Annotated in this window: 15 protein-coding genes and 1 pseudogene; 5 read left to right on the top strand and 11 right to left on the bottom strand. The window is 45.8% G+C overall.

Annotation, left to right across the window (positions count from 1 at the left end; all coding sequences use genetic code 11):
• Window positions 1-315: 315 nt before the first annotated feature.
• Window positions 316-954: a D-Ala-D-Ala carboxypeptidase family metallohydrolase gene (locus Pcarn_RS18975; protein WP_261835887.1), complete on the top strand. Its 639-nt coding sequence runs from the start codon at window positions 316-318 to the stop codon at window positions 952-954.
• A gap of 199 nt (window positions 955-1,153) precedes the next feature.
• Here Pcarn_RS18975 and queE read toward each other — a convergent pair whose 3' ends face one another.
• The 3 genes from queE to Pcarn_RS18960 all read right to left on the bottom strand — a co-directional run bounded on the left by queE (window position 1,154) and on the right by Pcarn_RS18960 (window position 4,483).
• Window positions 1,154-1,819: a 7-carboxy-7-deazaguanine synthase QueE gene (gene queE / locus Pcarn_RS18970; RefSeq protein ID WP_261835886.1), complete on the bottom strand. Its 666-nt coding sequence runs from the start codon at window positions 1,817-1,819 to the stop codon at window positions 1,154-1,156.
• Window positions 1,820-1,955: 136 nt separating this feature from the next.
• Complete coding sequence (locus Pcarn_RS18965; RefSeq protein ID WP_261835885.1) at window positions 1,956-3,332, bottom strand: IS4 family transposase; 1,377 nt, start codon at window positions 3,330-3,332, stop codon at window positions 1,956-1,958.
• A 143-nt stretch (window positions 3,333-3,475) separates the two neighbouring features.
• Window positions 3,476-4,483: a porin gene (locus Pcarn_RS18960; protein WP_261835884.1), complete on the bottom strand. Its 1,008-nt coding sequence runs from the start codon at window positions 4,481-4,483 to the stop codon at window positions 3,476-3,478.
• A 392-nt stretch (window positions 4,484-4,875) separates the two neighbouring features.
• Between Pcarn_RS18960 and Pcarn_RS18955 the strand changes: the two genes are divergently transcribed.
• Window positions 4,876-5,343 carry an acyl-CoA thioesterase gene (locus Pcarn_RS18955; RefSeq protein ID WP_261835883.1) on the top strand — a complete coding sequence of 156 codons (468 nt, stop codon included), beginning with the start codon at window positions 4,876-4,878 and terminating at the stop codon, window positions 5,341-5,343.
• Between the two features lie 160 nt (window positions 5,344-5,503).
• On the opposite strand, the gene Pcarn_RS18950 is transcribed toward Pcarn_RS18955, so the two are convergent.
• The gene (locus Pcarn_RS18950; RefSeq protein WP_261837316.1) at window positions 5,504-6,082 is read right to left on the bottom strand and encodes a class I SAM-dependent DNA methyltransferase; all 579 of its coding nucleotides are present in this window, start codon (window positions 6,080-6,082) and stop codon (window positions 5,504-5,506) included.
• A 238-nt stretch (window positions 6,083-6,320) separates the two neighbouring features.
• Here Pcarn_RS18950 and Pcarn_RS18945 point away from each other — a divergent pair, with 238 nt between their 5' ends.
• The 3 genes from Pcarn_RS18945 to Pcarn_RS18935 all read left to right on the top strand — a co-directional run bounded on the left by Pcarn_RS18945 (window position 6,321) and on the right by Pcarn_RS18935 (window position 9,643).
• Complete coding sequence (locus Pcarn_RS18945) at window positions 6,321-7,199, top strand: LysR family transcriptional regulator (protein ID WP_261835882.1); 879 nt, start codon at window positions 6,321-6,323, stop codon at window positions 7,197-7,199.
• 174 nt (window positions 7,200-7,373) lie between these two features.
• Window positions 7,374-8,270: a cation diffusion facilitator family transporter gene (locus Pcarn_RS18940; RefSeq protein WP_261835881.1), complete on the top strand. Its 897-nt coding sequence runs from the start codon at window positions 7,374-7,376 to the stop codon at window positions 8,268-8,270.
• A 188-nt stretch (window positions 8,271-8,458) separates the two neighbouring features.
• Window positions 8,459-9,643, top strand: coding sequence for an NnrS family protein (locus Pcarn_RS18935; protein ID WP_261835880.1), 1,185 nt, complete (start codon window positions 8,459-8,461; stop codon window positions 9,641-9,643).
• On the opposite strand, the gene Pcarn_RS18930 is transcribed toward Pcarn_RS18935, so the two are convergent.
• The 7 genes and pseudogenes from Pcarn_RS18930 to Pcarn_RS18900 form a co-directional block, all read right to left on the bottom strand.
• Complete coding sequence (locus Pcarn_RS18930) at window positions 9,608-10,489, bottom strand: alpha/beta hydrolase (RefSeq protein ID WP_261835879.1); 882 nt, start codon at window positions 10,487-10,489, stop codon at window positions 9,608-9,610. The two genes, Pcarn_RS18935 and Pcarn_RS18930, sit on opposite strands and share 36 nt — an antisense overlap.
• 59 nt (window positions 10,490-10,548) lie before the next feature.
• Window positions 10,549-11,067: a hypothetical protein gene (locus Pcarn_RS18925; protein ID WP_261835878.1), complete on the bottom strand. Its 519-nt coding sequence runs from the start codon at window positions 11,065-11,067 to the stop codon at window positions 10,549-10,551.
• A 9-nt stretch (window positions 11,068-11,076) separates the two neighbouring features.
• Complete coding sequence (locus Pcarn_RS18920; protein WP_261835877.1) at window positions 11,077-11,451, bottom strand: MAPEG family protein; 375 nt, start codon at window positions 11,449-11,451, stop codon at window positions 11,077-11,079.
• A 456-nt stretch (window positions 11,452-11,907) separates the two neighbouring features.
• Window positions 11,908-12,928 (bottom strand): annotated as a pseudogene (locus tag Pcarn_RS18915) (IS110 family transposase).
• Between the two features lie 125 nt (window positions 12,929-13,053).
• Window positions 13,054-15,231, bottom strand: a complete 2,178-nt coding sequence (gene glgB, locus Pcarn_RS18910; protein WP_261835876.1) for a 1,4-alpha-glucan branching protein GlgB — start codon at window positions 15,229-15,231, stop codon at window positions 13,054-13,056.
• A 310-nt stretch (window positions 15,232-15,541) separates the two neighbouring features.
• Entirely contained in the window at window positions 15,542-17,725 is a 2,184-nt protein-coding gene (gene malQ / locus Pcarn_RS18905) for a 4-alpha-glucanotransferase (RefSeq protein WP_261835875.1), read from the bottom strand.
• Between the two features lie 198 nt (window positions 17,726-17,923).
• The gene (locus Pcarn_RS18900; RefSeq protein WP_261835874.1) at window positions 17,924-20,377 is read right to left on the bottom strand and encodes a glycogen/starch/alpha-glucan phosphorylase; all 2,454 of its coding nucleotides are present in this window, start codon (window positions 20,375-20,377) and stop codon (window positions 17,924-17,926) included.
• Window positions 20,378-20,551: the final 174 nt, after the last annotated feature.

Genomic DNA, 20,551 nt, shown 5'->3' with positions numbered 1-20,551 from the left:
TGGACTTAAACTGGGGGGGAGTATCCGGATGAGTCAGAACTTAAAACCATAAAAATACTAATTTAAAGCACATAAACAAGGTGATACATCTACGAATTAGAGCATTAACATTGTGAATGATGTCTGGTTAAATCACTGATGGTTATAGAACTGGTTACAAAAATACGAAGCTTAACCATTAAATGCTATAGATGAGAAGCCTTTCACCTTTACCCCGCTAGTGGGTGCTTCTGCTCTAGACTCACATGGCGTGACTTAGATCAAACTTTCGAATTCCACCTATACTTATCCAAGCTTTTACGTTGGAGAAAAGTCATGTTTCGATTTTTGATTTTAGCGCTAGTAGGTTTCAGTTTTGTGGCCTCTGGGAATGACTTAATGAAGTTATATAAGTCAGAAAACGAAATTGAATATAGCGATCTGGTTATCGATGTTAAAGGCTATAAGGTGCCTACCCGTGCTGCCTTTAGAGGCTGGATGTTAATGAATCGTGCTGAAGACAGAGTCCAAGAAATTGCAGATCAGCTCATCGCCGCAGGGATCACCGAAGAGCCACTGAAAACCATGCCTATGCACCTTATCCTCTTGCAAGGAACAAACTGGGCGATGAATGGCACGTCCGTGTTTACCGTTCCCGACAAGAAGCAAGTCCCCAACATGGTAAGAACGGTTAAGTTTATCCAAGAACACGTCGAACCGGTAACAGGACCTCTAATTCCAGTATCAGGAGACCGAGATCAGTACTACAACCAAACCTCAGGTGGCGCGACCAAGAGTAAGCACCTTAGCTTTTGTGCACTAGATTTAGTTCCTATCAACGATGTTTCGAGAGAAGAGCTTCATAAGATGCTTTGGCAGGTATATAACAAAGCAGGAAGAGAGAACAATATGGGACTTGGACTCTATTCAGGAGTGAGGTTCCATATTGATACTTGCGGGTTTAGGAATTGGTAATATTTCGCTCGATAACGAACTACGGAAATAAATCGTCATGTCGGCCTCCGAGCCGACATCTTCCATATGAAAGAATTGAATTTAAGCCTAATAATCTTAAAGATTCCCGCTCAAAAGACTGCGGGAATGACGGTTTTATTTAGTAGCGTTAGGAATGCCGGCCTTGAGCCGGCACGTTTATGAAGACGAGAAGCTCGGCTTAGGCAATCTGCAAATACTTGTGGGTCTGAATAGACAAACGCCAATTCTTCGCAATACAGGTATCAATACACAATTGGGTGGCTCGCGGTTTTTGGCTGATCGGCTGGAGCAGTATCTCAACTCCCTCCCCTACAGGATTAGCCAGCAATAGCTCTTCAAGTGCGTCAATATCCGCTTGTTTACCCACAGGGTGCTTCACTTCGTTAGCTCGGGTCATAGCTTGTGGTTCAATAGGAAGCTTACCTTTCATGCCAATCTTAGGTGAAACCGTTACCCAAGTGTTTTTAGATGCCTTTACCTCAAAGGTACCACTGGTCTCAATCTGACAGCGGAAACCGTTCGCTTCCAAAGCATCAGTAAGAGAAACAAGATCGTACTGGCATGGCTCACCGCCTGTGATCACAACATGCCTTGCCGTGTACTTGTCTAAACAAAACGCCACCAGCGAATCCACAGACTGATTACACCAAAACTCATCATCCCCGGTTTTTGCGATGATAGTACCAAAGTCCGTTTCTTTGTCCTCAAGTACATCCCAGGTCTGTTTGGTATCGCACCACGCACAACCTACTGGGCACCCCTGCAGACGAATGAATATAGATGGAACGCCTGTGAAGAAGCCTTCGCCTTGGATGGTCTCAAAGATCTCGTTTAGCTTTAGCACGATAGATACCTTTACGGAAAATAAGCATTGGATAATTCAGGGCGGGGATTGTAGCAAGAATGGCGACATCTACCAATTAAAGTCACTGAACGCAAAAAGGCAGAGCTAAGCTCCTGTCTCTTGATCACAAGTCTGATTAATCAAGAGACTTAGAAAGTTCGTACCCCTCAAGGATGGTTTGTAATCTAAGCCATCCTTGCCATAACGATTTTATCGAGGCACGGCCTGTCCGTTTGGTATCTTTCCAGCCACCAAGGCGTGCGATCCCTCTATATGCCCATGATATGTCGGGGGTCTCCGACGGCAACTTCTTTCCTTCGACCTTCAGCCACATTAGCTTCCAAACTTTACCTTTTAATACACTCTCACAACTTGTTTTAGATAACGTTTCAGATTCGTTCATAAACCTCAACTGAAGCAAGCGTGTAGCGATAAAAGCTAAAATAACGCTCAGTCGCTCCAAGTTATCTTTACTTTGCATTCGTAACTGCTCAACTTGCGTACCTTCACTTTTCCAGACCTTATGAAAATCTTCTATTAGCCATCTCTGTTCATAATAACTCACGATTTTCAGCGCTTCTTCCTTGTTTGTAACTGGCTCAAATGTAAGTAAATGCCAGGCGAGTTTTTCGTCGTTACCGCCTTTCTCTATACATCCAACGCAGTAGAGAGGAATATCATTGAGTTGCTTCTTATTGGCTGGGGACTTCAGTGTCACAGGTGCATACTTAATATCTAGTCGAACGGATTGAGCTTTACGGCCTCCTTTTTGTGGCACTTTGAGTTCCTTCTCGCCTGCTGAGACAAGTGTCGAAGCATAGCTATAGAGACGATTCTCGTCCTCCTCTATACAACGGCTTTGCATTGAGCGAACAAGAAATCGTTGTTGGTGTTCGCACTTATAAGTGAGGTATTCAAATAGGTCTGCTTCTCTATCACACACCGAAATAACATCTGACATTTTATCGCCAAGTCGTTCCGCCAGATGTCGTGAAGCTAGTTCCCATTTATAACTTTCTTTTTCTTTGTATGGTCGGATCGCGTATTGGCGCCTTTGACCACGCTTTGCAATATCCCGAGTCCAACGTTGCTGTTCAATTAAGCCAACAACCGACTGAGTTTGTGGAGCAAAAAGCAGAGTTGAGTTTACGAGCATAGCTCGATGTCGATTACCGTGATTGGAATGGCCGAGATCATCTCTAATGCTACGATGGGAGTAACTTAGGGAAGTGGTATCTTCTGGTGCTAGAAGTGTCTGATGCTCTAAAGCCTCTTGTGCTGTGACATGGAACCCTGCCTCAGCAATATCTTCTGCTTTGATATGTTCATTGCGGATAAAGCGATAGGCACCTTCCATATCCGCAGGGGAGATGATGAGTTTAGAAACTGCTACCCCAGGCTGTTCAGCAAGTGAAGTAGCTAAAGCAACCAGCCTTTGAGTTCGTCTAGGGTCATTGAGGCGAGCTTGTCCAAACTGTTTTTGTGCCCAAAGTGTTGGGTCTAAATAGGCCATGATTATCATCCTTGTCGTTGCATAGATGATCAGATCACGAAGTATAAAATTAGTTCAAAAAAATCCCTAAGCCGCGACTCAGGGATTTGTGTATAAGAGACAGGAGCTAAGCTCTGCCTTTGGAAGGTATTCTTAAAGAAGAATTATAGATAGTAACGAACACCAATTGAGTAGCGATCATCATCATCAGATACGTCATCGCCAAGATCTAACTGATAACCAGCGTAGCCGATAAACGCTGGAGTGAAGTTATATTCTACTTGAAGAGCCATCTGACTCAACTGAGTTTCATTGTTATCGTCGTCTTCGATTGACTCATAGTTGAGAGAAAAGTTGAGACTATTAGCAAGTGCAAATGCGACAATAGCTTCAATTGAGGTAGAGTCAAAATTACCTTGAACCTGCTCACCCATCTCGTATACAGCAGCTACAAAAAGGCCATCTCCGTAGGACCCGTATTTCGCCGAGAGCGTGTTAGCCATGGCATCGTCATTCGAGTACGAAACTGACCCTGTATTAAACACATAACCAACAAAGATCTCTCCGAGGTCAAAGGAGAGAGCTAATTGAGCGCGATCACCATAGTCCTCTGGATTACCATCGTTTTGCCCCTGCCAGCCAGCACCGAGATTCAAATCTAGGTTATCACCAAACATGAAAGATTTGCGATACGAAACCATTCGCTCAGCACGAGCAGTACCCAAGTTACCACCATTGGTGTACAAAAAGTCGTTAGCAAAAGCAATCGGCATATCGGCAATACCAGCCACATCGTAATAAGGAGACCACTGAGTACCACCTACAACTCGACCCCATGTTTCATGTGTTACCCCAATGTAGCCCAAACGCGTAGAAAACGAATTGTCTCCACCGTCCAACATGTTTATGGACCACTCAGCTTTCGCGTCGGCTTTGAAGCCTCCACCAAGTTCTTGGGTCGCGTTAAAATTGATTCGTGGGGATATAGATTCAACACCAAATTCGTATTCTGTTATAGCTTTGTCTCTGTTTGCATCTGGATTACCTACCCCGATAGAAACGTGACCACCAACCGAGAACGTCGAACCGTCATTATTATAGAGTTCCACTGCCCATGCTTGGCCGCTAACCACTGCTGCCGAAACTAAGCTTGCAAGTACTGTTTTTTTCATAATGTATTTCCATTTACCTATGTGTAAAAAAACGTGTTTTAAAAACACTGTTATTGTCGTACTGCAAAACCGACTTAATTTATTATTGCAATTTGCAATGAAGATCTTGTCTAGCACCTCCATCTGTGAGAACTATGGTCTAGTCCTACAAATTTGCTTTTGTTACAGCGTAGTAATGAATTTTTAATATTCCAAATTTAAAGCGTGCATAGATCACAAAAAGCATACAAAGTAAGCTGATATTTGTTCTTTGATTTACAAATATCAGTACTTATCTAGTGGGCTACTTTAGGTTTAAATTCGGATAAGGATTGAATAAAGATCGCCTTATTAAAGATAAACGACATACATCTATTTCCTAATAGCAGAAACTTCTAATAGTGAGCATTAATGTGAATGAATCTAACTCTGTGCCAAGCCAACTGGTTCCTTACCCAAGCATCATTCAAATACCTATCGCATGGGGTGATATGGATGCCTTCGGTCATGTGAACAATGTCAACTTTTTTCGTTATTTTGAATCAGCCAGAGTTAATTATTTTGACGAGGTTCAATTATTAGAGCAAATGAAGTTAACTGGAATTGGTGCGGTTGTAGGAAGCACTGATTGCCGATATTTTTTACCCATCAAATATCCCGATTCAATTTGGGTGGGTAGCCGCATTTCAAAAATGAGTACTACTTCTTTTATCATGGAGTATGAAATTGTAAGTCAAACAAAGATCAAAACCTGTGCAAAAGGAAGCGCAAAAATGGTTATGTTTGACTTCAATAAAAACCGAAAGGTTTCTATACCGGAGAAATTAAGAAATGCTATCGAACAGATAGAAAGCAAGCCAAGTTGTCTTGCTAATAGATAATTAGATACGGAATAATTTACGGGTATTATAAGAATATTATTTATTGGTAAGCTACTGATTTACCTAGATTTATAGTATTAATCCTAATTAGGTACTTCATAAATCGAATATAAATACCGATTGGAATAGCCCACATCATATGCGGGCTATCGAATTCTGATTACTTGTAAGCTACGCCCATCAAAACTGGAGCAACAGTGCCGTCAGCCAAGGTAATCTCGAACGGAACCGACAGCTCTATATCGACAAAGCCGGCCTCATGCAGCGCACTATGAGCACTTTCTTGGGTCAAACCTTCTTTATCACTCTCAGCCAACCAATCCCAATGCACGAATACACCGTCAACATCGAGTAGTGAATGAATGATAGAAGCTGCTTCTTGGAAGTCATCTAAGAAACCGCATACTGAAGACGCAACCACAAGATCAAACTGACCTCTAAAGGCTGGGTGCTGAGCAACCAAACCGCGGGTGAGTTCATCTACTACGGGCTCTACGTTTTCTAGAAGCTTTTTATCCAACTCTTCGATCATCGCCTCTGACGAGTCCAAAGCCACGATGTTACGCGCCAAAGGCGCCATTCTTTGACTCAACAAGCCCGTTCCACAACCAAAGTCCATCACTCTAGCTGCTTCAAGTTTATTGAGCGCTAACAACTCTTGAAACACGAGGTCTGAAAACTGAGTGGTTGTTTTATCGCTCTCCCACTCGGCAGCATATTCATCCCAGTTGTGCACCATTTGAAATCCCATCCTCAAACTTTTGCTTAAACGAGAGTAAAGCAAATCTTCGCGCAAAAAGATACAAAATTGCATTTAATACAAATAGATATTGGGCTTAGATCAACAGATGTTTGATTTTACACCACTCTAAACAACAAATTCCTGACAGCAGGCGTTACACTTTCTGACCAGAGTCAGGATTATTGACGTGTATAATAATGCTTGATGACAATACTTTGCCGTAAGGACTCCATCAATGAACCTATCGCATATACAAGCCTTCGTCGAAGTGGCTAAGCTCGGCTCCGTCTCCGAGGCCGCTAGACAACTTGGGTTCAATCGCACTCGCTTGAGTATGGGGATAAAAGCGCTAGAAAAAGAGTTGGATACTGAGCTATTTATCAGGGCTGGAAACCACCTCACACTGTCTGAAGCAGGTAAAGCCATCTTTAAGGACTGTGAGTCTTTGCTCATTACAGAGGCCCGTATCAAACAGACGTGCCAACATGTTGAAGGTGCGTTCAACGCCGAGATCTGGATTGCCCGTGACGACTCTATTCCAGACGATATTTGGCAGAACCTATCTCACAAGCTGAATAATAAATTTCCAGCGACCTCATTCAACATAGTGCTCGCATCCAGTGGCGACCTAGCCAATCTAGTGGAAACCGGACAGGTGGATTTTGCCTTTGGTGTGGATTACGAACGAGAAGACGACCCTAGGATTATCTATACTCCAATTGGCAAGATTCGCATGATGTCGGTGTGTAAGTCAGGTCATCCACTTAGCAAAAAGCGCCGTGTTTCAGATGAAGACTTACGTAATGCACCACAGGCATCAATGGCGTATCTGAACGAAAAGGACAACCCAGAGCTGCAACCTTTCTCATTGAAATATATCGGCTTTTCAAGCTTCGACTATATCCTCTCTACCATCGAGAGCGAAGGCGCTTGGGGAGTACTTCCTGAGCCTTTAATAAGACATCTACTTAGATCCGAAGAACTTGCTGTCATTAAACATACTTATGGTCTTACTCAAGAAGACTATTGCATGTTTACAGCCAGTGGCATGGACTCCAACCCAAGCATGAGTTGGCTGTGCGATAAACTAAGTGAGTATCTGTTCGGATTTTAACGCACTCAGTGAGCGTCATATTTTTTGACACTTCACCATGGCACTTAAGTAGTTGATTTTAAACAATTTAAATTCAATAACTTATTTCACACTATCTTAGGCATCCAATTGTTCATTGAGAATCTGCCTTGGTTACCGAACAATGAACTTAGTCGTTAACCCAAAAGGTTTACAATGAGTAGCAATAAAACCAATCTTGAAAGTCGCATCCTCACCTTCTCCGCCATCCTTTGCCTAGGCTTTGCGGTCATGGGCGTGGTGGTTGGACTCTGGGTTGGTTCTCTAGTTATCGTGTTTGATGGTGCTTACTCTCTGATCAGTCTTCTACTGACACTTCTCTCTTTAGTCGCCGCCAAATACATCGCTAATCCTTCTCGCACGCAGTTCCCACTCGGACTTGCAGCTTTGGAACCCATCGTTATTTCCGTAAAAGCGACGGTTATTCTCAGCGTAGTAGTTGCCTCTCTTTATTCAGCAGCCATGTCACTGTTTAGCGGTGGTCGTCCTGTGGATGCGTCTATCGCAACCTTGTTTGGAGTCGTCAATGTCGCGGGCTGTCTTCTGGGTTGGCTAGTCATCAAGCGAATGAACAAGAACCTGAACTCTGGGCTTATTGATGCAGAGGGAAAACAGTGGCAGATGGATGCCCTGATCAGTCTGGCCGTTCTTCTTGGGTTCGTTGCAGCTTGGGTTTTGTCCCAAACCACACTAGCAGCCTATTCGGTCTATGCTGATCCAGTAATGATGCTGCTGATGGGCGGTTACTTTCTAAAGGTACCTTTCGATATGCTCAAAGGTGCGGTGTTGGAGCTTCTAAATAAATCTGCGGATAAATCTGTATGTGATCAGGTTATCAAGCAAGTTTCAAATGAGAACGACGCTCAGCCTCTGGATATTTCGGTATCTGCAGTAACTAAGGTAGGTAATGAGCTTAGGGTGCACATAGATGTTGCAATCCCAGAAGATGAGAATCTGCAGTGTCGTGACATTGAGCGCACTAAAAAATCTCTTCATCATAAGTTGAATAAACTGCCCTATAAGCTTCAACTGAACATGAACCTAGCGGTCTAGCGCACTCGGAAGCTGTGGTTGATACAATCTCAGTTTCCACAACCGCCTCTTCAATTAAATAGTCTCCGAAATCCTTATATAGCCGCTGTTTGCGGCTTTTTGTTTTGCGCTATCTTTTATTTCACAGCTTGCATAGCTTGTGCGCTTACTATAAAGTTGCAATCAAAATACATGTTAAGGTTTTCGTCATGCTCAACATAACAGACAAAGCAAAAGAAGAGGCTATCCCTGCCATTCTGCGCTTAGGCTTTAGGCCCTTCTTTCTCTTAGGTGCACTCTATGCCTTTATTGCGATCCCAGTTTGGATCTATGCGTTTCAGCATGGTCAACCTGAAGCTCTGTCTGTGCCTGCTCTTTGGTGGCATGCCCATGAGATGCTATTTGGCTTCTCTATGGCGATTGTTGCCGGTTTTGTATTGACCGCGGTACAAAACTGGACCGGCGTTAACGGAACAAAGAGTACACGCTTGGGCGTTATTGTAGGGCTCTGGTTAGCGCCTCGAATTCTTTTCTGGACCTCTACTCCACTTTGGGTGATAGCCATTATCGATGCTCTATTTTTAGTGGTTACCGCATACGAGGTTGGCTTTAGAGTGGTGAAATCTGAGGGTTGGCGCAATCTGTTTTTCGTACCCCTATTTGCACTGGCTATCTTTGCGAACTTCGCAAGCTTTGCCACTGTCACTGGTGTCGCGCCCTTTAGCTCGACCTCTGTATGGCAAGCCATGCTGTGGTGGTTTATGTTGCTCCTATCGGTGATGGGCGGGCGCGTGATTCCGTTCTTTACCGCGCGTCGCTTCCACTTTGATAAGCCAGAACCTCAATTGTGGCTGGATATGGCAGCAAACCTTCCTTTAGCCCTGCTGTTTATCCTGAGCTTCTTCCCTATGACCCTGGCAGAGTTGCAAACACCTCTGTTTATTTGGGCGGGTCTATTCCAAGCGATTCGAATGATGCGCTGGAAGCCTCATCGCACCCTAGGTGAGCCTTTAGTCTGGTCACTACACCTAGCTTATGCGTGTATTCCAACTTATCTATTGGTGAAAGGCATCACCACTAACGCTCTACTGTCACACAATGCGCTACACATATTTGCGATAGGCGCATTGTCGGGGTTAATTCTGGCGATGATTGCGCGCGTGACTATGGGTCACACAGGTAGAAATATCTATCAAGGGCCACAAATGCGCGTGGCGTTTATCGCCCTTGTTTTGTCGGCGCTAGTGCGCTCACTGGGTGTGGCTTATTTCCCACAATACATTATGGAAATGCTAGATGTGGCCGCAGTACTGTGGATGGTTGCCTTTGGTATGTATCTATTGAAATTTGGTAAGATGCTACTCACCCCGCGAGCTGACGGTCACCCCGGCTGATTCAACCAATGCATCAAAGCTCTGTTGCACCGGCGCACTCTTCATTATACGGCCATGACCTAGACCGGTTGTGGCCACAAGCTCTACCCTTTCCATCTCACTCGCCGCCTTCTCAGATACTGAGAACTTGGTAAACTTATCACCTTCGTCATGCACAATGATCGTAGGCTGAGGACGCAGTTTCAGCTTTCCGTACGGGTCAATGGTGTGGATAGGATAGTGATACTCACTACTCACCTCTTGCACCACTTCTTCAAACAGCTTCATAGAATAGCCTGAACGACGGACGCTACCGAAGAGGTTCTCAAGGTAATCTAATACAGGCGCAATCAATAGAAGTGGCACAGTCTGAGCTTTAGCGTGCTTACACTCAATGGTAGAGGCCGTACCCATGCTGTGGGCCACAATACCAGCAACCTCTGGCTCACTGTCTAAAATCGCCTCAAGACCCGCGACAAACGCTGGAATATGACCGTATGCCCCGCCACTACTGCCGTGAGCCGGTTGGTCATAGCCAAGAGCGGTGAAACCTTTACTAGCAATATACTCCATTAATGGAAAGAACTGGTTAGCACTGCCAGACCAGCCATGATTGAGCACCCAAACTGGCCCTGTGCCTAAACGGTAGGTTTTTAACTCGCCATGATCTGACGAAATCGAGTCCACCAGCATACCTTTAGGCATGGTATTTTTGCCCTGAGAACGAACAGGAGTAAGAAGCAGCTTTCGCGCCATCTTACGTGCATGCCTAGGGGCGACCTTATGGTGCACTCGGGTGGTCATATTTACTAGGGAACGGCGAAGGTTAAACTTCTTAGAGGTATTAAAATAGATTTTGTCGCTCATCGCTAATCCTAATCCATGCTATTTAGCGTGAAGAGCGACAGCATAGCACAGTCAATCCATCATGTTGAACCGGGCCTAAGGTCGCGAGCTAAGATAAGCGCGAGTCCAAAGATCTGTAAAAACAGTGCGATATTCTTGTAATGGCTCATGAAAACGTCGTTTTCGTGCATGCTCTCCATCAACGTTACGTTCTCGAGATAGTAGTTATCAATAAAGTCCCGCTGCTGGTCTTGTTGCTGCTCGACCAGCAAAGTAAGCGTTTGAAGGTTATTAACCGATATCGCTGGCACCTGTTTTCCCGTCCAAGTTTCTATTTGCGACTTTAACTCATCAAGAGTTTCGGTTGGTGCAGATTCACTTGCTAACATGACCACCATGGTTTCTTTTTTACGCTCTAGGTTTTCGATACGATTCCAAGCTAATTGTATTGAGCGTAGATTATTATCTCTCGCCTCACTTAAGCTCCCATTTTTCGACACTAACCCGTCAATCACCTGACTGGATATCAAGATGGCTAAGATGTTAAGCAGAAGGCCGACTAACACTAGAAGCCAAGCCGGTGGCCAGAATCGTCGCATAAAGCCTCTCTAGAACTGGGACAAGCCGATATTAATTACAGCCAGAGAACAAATTGGTATCAAAGTCAGAATCATTCCCCAATAACGCCCCTTAAATTTTTTATTCAAAATAGACAGGCCGTGCATAACTCGCCCCACCACCAGCGATAAGCCAAGCAGATGCACCAAAGGCGTATACAAACCATTGTATTCAGCTAAAAAGAGTAAAATAAGAGCGATAGGTATATATTCAGTAGCGTTTGAATGGGCGCCACGGGCGACTTTGAGGTCTTCCACCTCACCATCGGCATGGGAGATGCGATGCTTACGCCGTTGCTTTATTACTTGAAAAGCCAAGTAAAGCACCCAAGCGGCTAACAGACTGGCATAGAGAGAGGTCGCCATAGAGAATTCCTTTTCTAACGTTTATTGATTGTAGATAAGGATTGGCTAAGTGTTGGATATTGAAGTGAAAAGATTGGTTAACTCAGACTCAGTGCAAAAAAAAAGACCCCGGATAGGCAGAGCCTTCCGGGATGACATTAATTAACTAGTTTTGTTTAGAAACCGTCATATATGGACCCACCCAGTTTGCAAGTCATTTTTCATTCTTAGTTATTGAGTCATTGTCGTTCATATATCCGGCCTGTTAATTGAGTTGTGTCGTACTCATGACCTTGATGTAATCTGCACCCAGTGCTCTTTATCATACCGACGGCTTCCTTTGAGCCAATGACGGTTTCAGAGTTTCGCTGGGGCGGGATGACCGCTAACCATCGATGTAAAATGTATCGCAACTGACGATGTGTGCTATTTAAAATTTCTGATTTAAATGTAATTTATGGCGTAATCGCTATTGGTTTACGCCTCTTTAAGTTGGTACGGTTTGTTGTGTGTGATTACTGCCCATACAATGCGCGCTAACTTGTTCGCTAATGCAACACAGGCTTTGTTGAAGCTCTTCTCGTGCTTCAACTTAGTCGCCCAGACGCTTACTCTGTCGTTTTTCTTATCTGCATATTGGAGTGCACTTCTTGCACCGTGTACCAGAAGAGCTCTGAGTGCAACATTACCTTTTTTGGTAATACCATATAATTGAGACTTTCCTCCAGTTGAGTATTGTCTCGGTACCAGGCCACACCAAGCGGAGAAGTGTCGCCCACTCTTGAACTGTGTTCCACTTCCAATTGCAGCATACAAGGCTAAAGCAGTGATAGGTCCTATACCCACCACGCTTTTCGCTATCTGGCAGACGTGATTCTCTTTAGCAAAAGCCTTCAGCTTGGTCTCGAGTTGTTCAATACGCTCGTTTAATACAATGAACTCTTGGTTGAGTTCATTGAACAACTCTCTCGCTACCCAGGTTAGCTCATTATTGGGGTCTTCTAGGAGCTCAGGAACGGTTCGACGTAAGGCTGAGAAACCTCGATTCACGCAAAGCCCATATTCAAGCAGCAAACCTCGTATCTGGTTCATCAGTTGAGTGCGTTGTTTAATCAAACGCTGTCTGATGCGCAGATACATTTGGGCATCTTGTTGGTCAATTGTCTTTACCGGTACAAACGTCATATTGTCGCGTTGTGCGGCTTCTGCTATGGCTTCTGCGTCGTTGTAGTCGTTTTTATTTTTACGACGATACGAAGTGACATGTTGCGGGGGGGACAAGTTTTACATGATGCCCAAGCTTGATGAGTTCTCGAGCCAAGTGATTAGAGGCACCACAAGCTTCAATGGCTATTACTTGAGGAGTCAATTTGGCAAAGAATGGCAGTGTCGCAGCTCGCTTAAGTTGCTTCTTACGAGTGATTTTCCCACGTGATGTGACGAACACTGCATGAAAAACATTCTTGGCAATATCTAATCCGACCGTTACATTTGTCATGTGGACCTACCCTTATTTAGATGCTTGTTTACTCAACTTCATCTTGGCGCATTGCGACGCCGTGTAAAGGGTGGGTCCATTTCATTATACCGGAAAGCCAATTGGCTTATCCGGTATCTTCACAGCTACTTAGTCTTCTTATAGAACACAGTAGCCAGCGGAGGAAGCACCATCTGTACTGACTGCTCCAAGCCTTCACTCTCAACCTTCTCGGTCACTAGCTTAGCTGGAAGCGCAGTGTTCGAACCGTTGTACTTCTCATCGTCTGTGCTTAGTAGCAGTTCGTATTCAGCCTCATTAGGAATTCCTAAACGGAACTCTTGGTGCGGTACTGGCGTAAAGTTAGAAACGACTAGGATACGCTCGCCGTTGTCATCGATACGCTCATGAGCAAGTACGCTTGCCTCTGCCGCATCTTGTAGGCGCCACTCAAAACCGCGAGGATCATAGTCCAAGTCGTGCATCGCAGACTCGTCTTTATACAGCTTGTTCAGGTCGCGAGTCAGATTTAGTACGCCTTGGTGACGCTCATAATCTAGCAAGAACCATTGCAGTTGATCGTCGTGGTTCCACTCAGCCGTTTGACCGAACTCAGCGCCCATGAAGTTCAACTTCTTACCAGGCTGACCATACATGTAGCCCATGTATGCACGAAGGTTTGCTGTCTTCTGCCACTCATCACCTGGCATCTTGTCGTGGATAGCACCCTTTCCGTATACCACCTCATCGTGAGACAGAGACAGCACGTAGTTCTCACTGTGTGCATACACTAGCGGGAAAGTAATGGTGTTATGGTGATACTGACGGTGAACCGGATCTTCTTTGATATAAGAAAGACTGTCGTGCATCCAACCCATGTTCCACTTGAAGCCAAAGCCAAGGCCGCCAAGGAAAGTCGGCGCTGATACGCCCGGGAACGCAGTAGACTCTTCTGCGATAGTCATCGCATTCGGGAAGTGCTTGTACACCTCCTCATTCATCCACTTCAGGGTCGAGATAGCGTCGTAGTTTTCGTTACCGCCATCTTGGTTCGGGATCCACTGATCGTGGCTACGCGAATAGTCTAGGTACAGCATTGACGCTACTGCGTCTACACGGATGCCATCGATGTGGTAATGCTCAAACCAAAACAGTGCGTTCGAAACTAGGAAACGACGAACGTGCTCACGACCTAGGTCATAGATGTACGAGTTCCAATCTTGGTGCCAGCCGCGACGCGGATCTGGATCGTGGAACAGTGGCGTACCATCGAAGTTAGCAAGGCCGTGATCATCTGACGGGAAGTGTGCTGGAACCCAATCCAGAACTACACCAAGACCTGCTTGGTGACACTTGTCTACGAAGTATTTGAAATCGTCCGGTGAACCGTAGCGGCTAGTTGGCGCGAACAGACCGATTGGCTGATAGCCCCAAGAGCCATAGAACGGGTGCTCAGATACTGGCATTAGCTCAACGTGGGTATAGCCTAGGTCAACTAGATAAGGCACCAGCTCTTCTGCAAGTGCGCGGTAGTTAAGAAAGTCACCATTCTCATCACGACGCCATGAACCTGCGTGAAGCTCATAGAATGACAGTGCTTCGCCACGCTTTTGCGTTACTGGGCGGTTCTGCCAAGCTGAATCCTGCCACTGGTATTTAGTTTGATCATAAGTAACCGAAGAGAATGACGGATACTGCTCGTGATGGAAGCCCCATGGGTCTTGCTTGTGAGGTAGACCTTCACCGTTTGGACCTTTCAGCTCAAACTTATAAGCGGTGCCTTCTGGCAGTTCAGGAATAAAGATACCCCAGATACCGTAATCTAGACGCTGCATTGGGTTACGACGACCATCCCATGCATTGAAACCGCCTACTAGGCTTACCGCTGATGCATGAGGTGCGTATACAAGGAAGCGCGTACCTGAGATGGTTTTGCCATCACGTTCAACCGTTACAAACTGCGCACCCATGTGTTGATACATCTGCTTTGGTGTATGCAGATGATCGAATTCTTCATAAAGAGCGTGATACTGATACGGGTCATCAAGGATCTGCTCGGTGTCACCCCAATGAACAGCTAGCTTATAGTGGGTGAAAGAAAGGTCGATATCTTGAGCAAGAACGAATGCGCTCTCTTTATCACGCTCAAGTTCGATACGCTTGTCTGAAATTAGCACTTCAACACGGTCTGCACCTGGCATCCAAACCGTCAGTGAGCGACCTTGCTCACGTACAAATGGCCCAAGCAGTGAAAATGGGTCAGCAAAAGATGCTTGGCTTAACTGCTGGTAAGCTTTCTTAATTTTATCAATAGGCTTAATCACGCCTAATCTCCTCAATAGTCCGTAATTTGTAATTATTTTTCCTTAGTTCTCGTAATTCACGAGCCCTAACCAATCATTGTTATTGTGTTGTTTATTAGCTTTTTCGTTATTTTTTATTCAATTTAGCCAACCACCGCTACAAAAATGGTGGTCAGCTGACAGCTGAAAGCTATTAGCTGTCAGTTGTACCTATGACATAAAAAATGCCCGCTGAATGAGCGGGCATTTCAGAGCTTCCAGATTGTAACTTAATTACAAAATTGAAAGTTTGAAGCGAGTAGAAGTTTTCACTTTAATTGGTCAGACCAAATTAGTGAGACGCCTTCTCACGAACCTCAGATAGAGACTTAGCAATCTCGTTCACATCATCACGTGCAAACATCTCTTCTAGGTTCACTGACAGCTTACGACGCCAGTTTGGATATTCATCCACGGTGCCAGGGATGTTTACTGGTTTATCCATCTCTAGCCAGTCTTCAAGCTGAACACTTAGTAGAGTTGAAGAGCCTGCTGCTACGTGAAGCTGAAGCGCTTTCGCCAGGTAACGATCCATTGGCACGTATTCCGCGTTCTCACCAATACCTGAAGACAGGAACTGAGGGTTGTTTTGGCGAATTGTGTTTAGGATGCCTTGCTTGCACTTCAAGCGATCATCAAACAGACCAGCAAGTTGCTCTTCGTTTGGATACAGACCTAGCTCTTTACCCAGTTTCAGGTCATCACAGTGCCAGAAACCGCGTAGGGTTGGCATGTCGTGCGTACATAGCGCAGACATAGACTGGTCTGTGTACTCTGTTGGGTTGATGAAGCTTTCATCTTCATTAGTTTCGAAGAAGAATACCTTGTAAGAGTGAACGCCTGCGTCACGTAGGATACCTACGATCTCATCTGGTACAGTACCTAGGTCTTCACCGATTACTGAGCACTGGAAGCGATGCGACTCAAGCGCAAGGATTGCTAGCATATCCTCAACTGGGTAGTACATGTACGCCCCTTTAGTCGCGTTCTCACCCTTAGGAATCCACCATAGGCGAAGTAGGCCAAGAACGTGGTCGATACGCAGAGAACCACAGTGTTTCATGTTTGCACGCAGTAGTTTGATGAAAGCATCATAGCCAGTCGCTTGCAGCACTTGAGGGTTTAGCGGTGGTAGACCCCAGTTTTGACCTAGAGGACCTAGGATATCTGGTGGAGCACCGATGCTCGCGTCAAGGATAAGGTTGCCTTCGTCAGCCCACGTTTCAGAGCCAGAATCTGCAACACCTACCGCAAGGTCACGATATAGACCAACAGCCATGCCTTTCTCTTCAGCCAAAGCTTGCGCCTCGTTGATTTGAGTATCAGCAATCCACTGTAGGTACATGTATAGGTTTACTAGTTCACGGTTGTCTTTGATGAACTTCTGAGTTGCCGCAGTTTCGAAACGACGATATTTCTCAGGGAATACAGGCCAACCCCAAGTATTTGAATCTTGATCGTGCAGTTCTTTGTGCAATGCATCGAACGCTGCTTGATGAAGCAGGCTATCGCCACCCTCTTCAACAAAGTTTAGGAAGGCTTGAGCACGCTCAGTGTTCTTGTCTAGATGACGAGATTTGAACTCAGCGTAAAGCAGAGGCAGCACGCTCATCTTGAGATCAGAGACTTCGCTGTAGTTCACATGTTGAACTTCACGAGCCTTCTGCAGACGCTGCTGGAATTCAGCACTGCCAACCTTCTGTTGCGCTTCCGCACTTAGCGCAAACTCAGGTACTGAGCTTACATCGATGTATAGGATGTTCAGCCAGCGACGAGAAGACGGGCTGTATGGGCTCGCACCTTCTGGGTTTGCTGGGAACAGAGAGTGAATTGGGTTTAGACCTACGAAGTCACCACCGCGCGCTGCGATATCGCCAACCAGTTGTTTCAGGTCACCGAAATCACCGATACCCCAGTTATGTGGAGTGCGTAAGGTGTACAGCTGAACACTTGGGCCCCAAAGCTTCTTGCCTTCTTCGATAGAAGACTGCTTATAGCACGCTTGTGGAGTCACGATTAGAGTCATTTCGTAAGGTGCTTTACGACGCTTACGCGTTACGATCAGCTTGTGGTAGCCCCACTCAATCTCGTTAGGAAGGGCAAATACCAAAGCACCACCATCAGCACGCTCATCACGAACGATTTGCGACTGAAGGTAGCCTTCTAGTACTTCACCTTTTTCAGTTTCTAGACGCCAAGCAAACTCGCTTTCACGAGCACTCACACCTAGGTTCAATTCGATCTCTACTGGCTCACCGTCGCGAACGACTTTAACTGCCGCCAGTACGTCTTTCTTGTGTTTTTTCTCAGCAGACTTTAGCAGTGCTTCGTCACTGCTCGTATCATAGCCTAGTGACGCTAGCAGACGACGAATGGTCTCGTCTTCCACATAAGCCTCATCACCCCAAGCACTGACATAGCTATCGGCAATACGAGCCATTTCAGCGACTTTTTTTAGTGCGGATTGTTCTTTCATCGCTCTCTCCGAAGACGAAACACGCCTTCATCCATTTCATTGTTGTTTTTGTGATACTGGCGCGCAACTGCGCACCGATTGAATTCTTTCAGACCCAGCCACTGCTTTGGTCGTCATCCCGGAAATTCTGAAAGAAATATCCGGGACCTTGTTACGCAAAGTTCCCAGAACTCATTTCTAAGTTCTGGGAGACTTTAATTAACGGCTTACCGCTTCTAGCTTCCAGATGTTGTTCACGTAGTCGCGAATCGAACGGTCTGAACTGAACTTACCAACTAGTGCTGTGTTCAGGATGGCTTTCTTAGCCCAGCCAGCTTGGTCACGGTATTGAGCATCCATATCTTCGTGCGCCTTCACGTAAGATGCGAAGTCTGCAAGACATAGGTATGGGTCACCGCCGTCTAGTAGGCTGTCGTAAGTTGCACGCAGCAAGCCCGGTTGACCTGGAGTGAACTCTTCACCGATTAGTAGGTCCATAGACGCTTTCAATAGGTGGTCAGCATTGTAGTAGTCGAATGGGTTGTAACCGCGTGCTTTAGTCGCTTTCACGCCCTCAACATCAAGACCGAAGATGTAGATGTTCTCATCGCCAACTTCTTCACGGATCTCAACGTTTGCACCGTCCATCGTACCGATAGTTAGGGCACCGTTTAGAGCCATCTTCATGTTACCTGTACCAGATGCTTCTTTACCCGCTAGCGAGATTTGTTGAGAAACGTCAGCCGCAGGGATGATGATCTCAGCCATGCTTACACGGTAGTCAGGGATGAATACCACTTTCAGCTTGTTGCCGATGCGTGGGTCATTGTTGATCTTGTCTGCAATCTTGTTCACTGCGAAGATGATTTCTTTCGCTAGGTGGTAGCCAGGAGCTGCCTTAGCTGCGAAGAAACATACGCGTGGTACGCAATCGAACTCAGGATCGTTGATGATGCGGTGGTATAGAGACAAGATGTGTAGCAGATCTAGGTGCTGACGCTTGTACTCGTGTAGACGCTTGATTTGAACGTCGAAGATAGCATCTGTATCTAGCTCAATACCCATGTTCTCAGAAACCCAATCAGCTAGACGCTGTTTGTTCTCTTTCTTAACCGCCATGAATTCTTTCTGGAATTTAGCATCGTCAGCAAACTTAGCTACTTGTTCAAGTTGCTCAAGTTTCGCTGGCCACTCAGAACCAATCTTGTCTGTGATAAGCGCAGATAGACCTGGGTTACAGAACTTCAACCAGCGACGAGGAGTGATACCGTTAGTCACGTTGTGTAGACGTGTTGGGTACATCTCGTGGAACTCTGGGAATAGGTCTTTCTTAACTAGCTCAGAGTGAAGTGCTGCTACGCCGTTTACTGCGTAAGAGCCGATCACACATAGGTTCGCCATGCGCACCATGCGATGGAAGCCTTCTTGGATGATAGACAGCTTAGCTTGCTTCTCACCGTCACCAGGCCACATTGCACGTACTTCTTGTAGGAAGCGGTGGTTGATTTCGAAGATGATTTCCATGTGACGAGGAAGTAGACGCTGGATTAGCGACTCAGGCCAAGTCTCAAGTGCTTCTGGAAGTAGTGTGTGGTTGGTGTATGCAAATGTTTGCGAGCTGATTGCCCACGCTGCATCCCACTCAAGACCACGCTCATCGATTAGGATGCGCATTAGTTCAGGAATAGCGATAGTTGGGTGCGTATCGTTAAGCTGAATGGTCTCTTGCTTTGGTAGATCTTCTAGAGAGTAACCTGCCGCTTCGTGACGACGTAGGATGTCACGTACAGACGCTGCCGAGTGGAAGTACTGCTGCATTAGACGCAGAGTCTTACCCTTCTCGTGGTTGTCGTTCGGATATAGAACCTTAGTGATGTTACCTGCATCGATTAGCGCGTGCTGTGCTTCGAAGTAGTCACCGTTGTTGAAGCTTTCTAGAGAGAAAGGAGCAATTGCCTGACATTCCCAAAGACGCAGTGGGTAAACCGTGTCTGACTCGTAGCCCACGATTGGAAGATCCCATGGCATTGCTTTTACAGTCATGCCTGGAACCCACTTGCGAACTTCTTTACCGTTCTCAACAACCCATTGAACTTCACCGTAGAAGCCAATTTCTTGAGCAAGCTCTGGACGAGCTACTTCCCATGGGTAGCCTTCAACGCCACGCCATGCATCAGGTGCTTCTTGCTGACGGCCATCTTTGAATGATTGCTTAAATAGGCCGTATTCATAGTGCAGGCCGTAACCTACAGTCGGGAATTCTTGAGCTGCACATGAGTCCATGAAACATGCTGCTAGACGACCAAGACCACCGTTACCTAGTGATGGGTCGCGCTCTTCTTCTAGTAGGTCAGTTAGGTTATGACCTAGTTCAGCCATCGCGTCAGTGATCTGCTCATACAGACCCATGCTGATAAGGTTGTTACCAGTTAGACGACCGATCAAAAATTCTAGTGATAGATAGTTAACGCTTTTTGCGTTTTTGATTTTTGCATCCGCTTCAGTTGCAAGCAGATCGAAAGTGGTGAGTTCAGCTAGCGCGCGGCCCATTGCCAAGTACCATTGGCGGTCGGACGCGTTTTCTACAGTGGTAGCATAGGTAGATGTAAGGTGATTCTTCACGCTCGCTTGGAATTGAGCTTTGTCGAATTTTTTTTGTTGTGCAGGTTTCATTAAGAACTCTCACTTAGTGTTTATTTCCAACTGTGGCCATCATCCTCGAACCCTGGCAATGGTTCATCCTCCTACCCGAGGGGTGGATAAGGAGGAGTAGACAGGGCGTAGGGATGAGGAGAAAAAAGAGTTGTTGAGCCAGATCCCATAAACACCCCCCTCCCCTCTACAGGG

Source organism: Vibrio ishigakensis, assembly GCF_024347675.1.
Classification (GTDB): domain Bacteria; phylum Pseudomonadota; class Gammaproteobacteria; order Enterobacterales; family Vibrionaceae; genus Vibrio; species Vibrio ishigakensis.
Note: the sequence above shows the minus strand (reverse complement) of the source record. Positions and strands in the feature narration are given on the sequence as shown.

Coding starts and splice junctions, on each gene's coding strand:
- Pcarn_RS18975 (WP_261835887.1), top strand. CDS start 316: ATGTTTCGATTTTTGATTTTAGCGCTAGTAGGTTTCAGTTTTGTGGCC.
- Pcarn_RS18965 (WP_261835885.1), bottom strand. CDS start 3,332: ATGGCCTATTTAGACCCAACACTTTGGGCACAAAAACAGTTTGGACAA.
- Pcarn_RS18960 (WP_261835884.1), bottom strand. CDS start 4,483: ATGAAAAAAACAGTACTTGCAAGCTTAGTTTCGGCAGCAGTGGTTAGC.
- Pcarn_RS18950 (WP_261837316.1), bottom strand. CDS start 6,082: ATGGTGCACAACTGGGATGAATATGCTGCCGAGTGGGAGAGCGATAAA.
- Pcarn_RS18945 (WP_261835882.1), top strand. CDS start 6,321: ATGAACCTATCGCATATACAAGCCTTCGTCGAAGTGGCTAAGCTCGGC.
- Pcarn_RS18940 (WP_261835881.1), top strand. CDS start 7,374: ATGAGTAGCAATAAAACCAATCTTGAAAGTCGCATCCTCACCTTCTCC.
- Pcarn_RS18935 (WP_261835880.1), top strand. CDS start 8,459: ATGCTCAACATAACAGACAAAGCAAAAGAAGAGGCTATCCCTGCCATT.
- Pcarn_RS18930 (WP_261835879.1), bottom strand. CDS start 10,489: ATGAGCGACAAAATCTATTTTAATACCTCTAAGAAGTTTAACCTTCGC.
- Pcarn_RS18925 (WP_261835878.1), bottom strand. CDS start 11,067: ATGCGACGATTCTGGCCACCGGCTTGGCTTCTAGTGTTAGTCGGCCTT.
- Pcarn_RS18920 (WP_261835877.1), bottom strand. CDS start 11,451: ATGGCGACCTCTCTCTATGCCAGTCTGTTAGCCGCTTGGGTGCTTTAC.
- malQ (WP_261835875.1), bottom strand. CDS start 17,725: ATGAAAGAACAATCCGCACTAAAAAAAGTCGCTGAAATGGCTCGTATT.
- Pcarn_RS18900 (WP_261835874.1), bottom strand. CDS start 20,377: ATGAAACCTGCACAACAAAAAAAATTCGACAAAGCTCAATTCCAAGCG.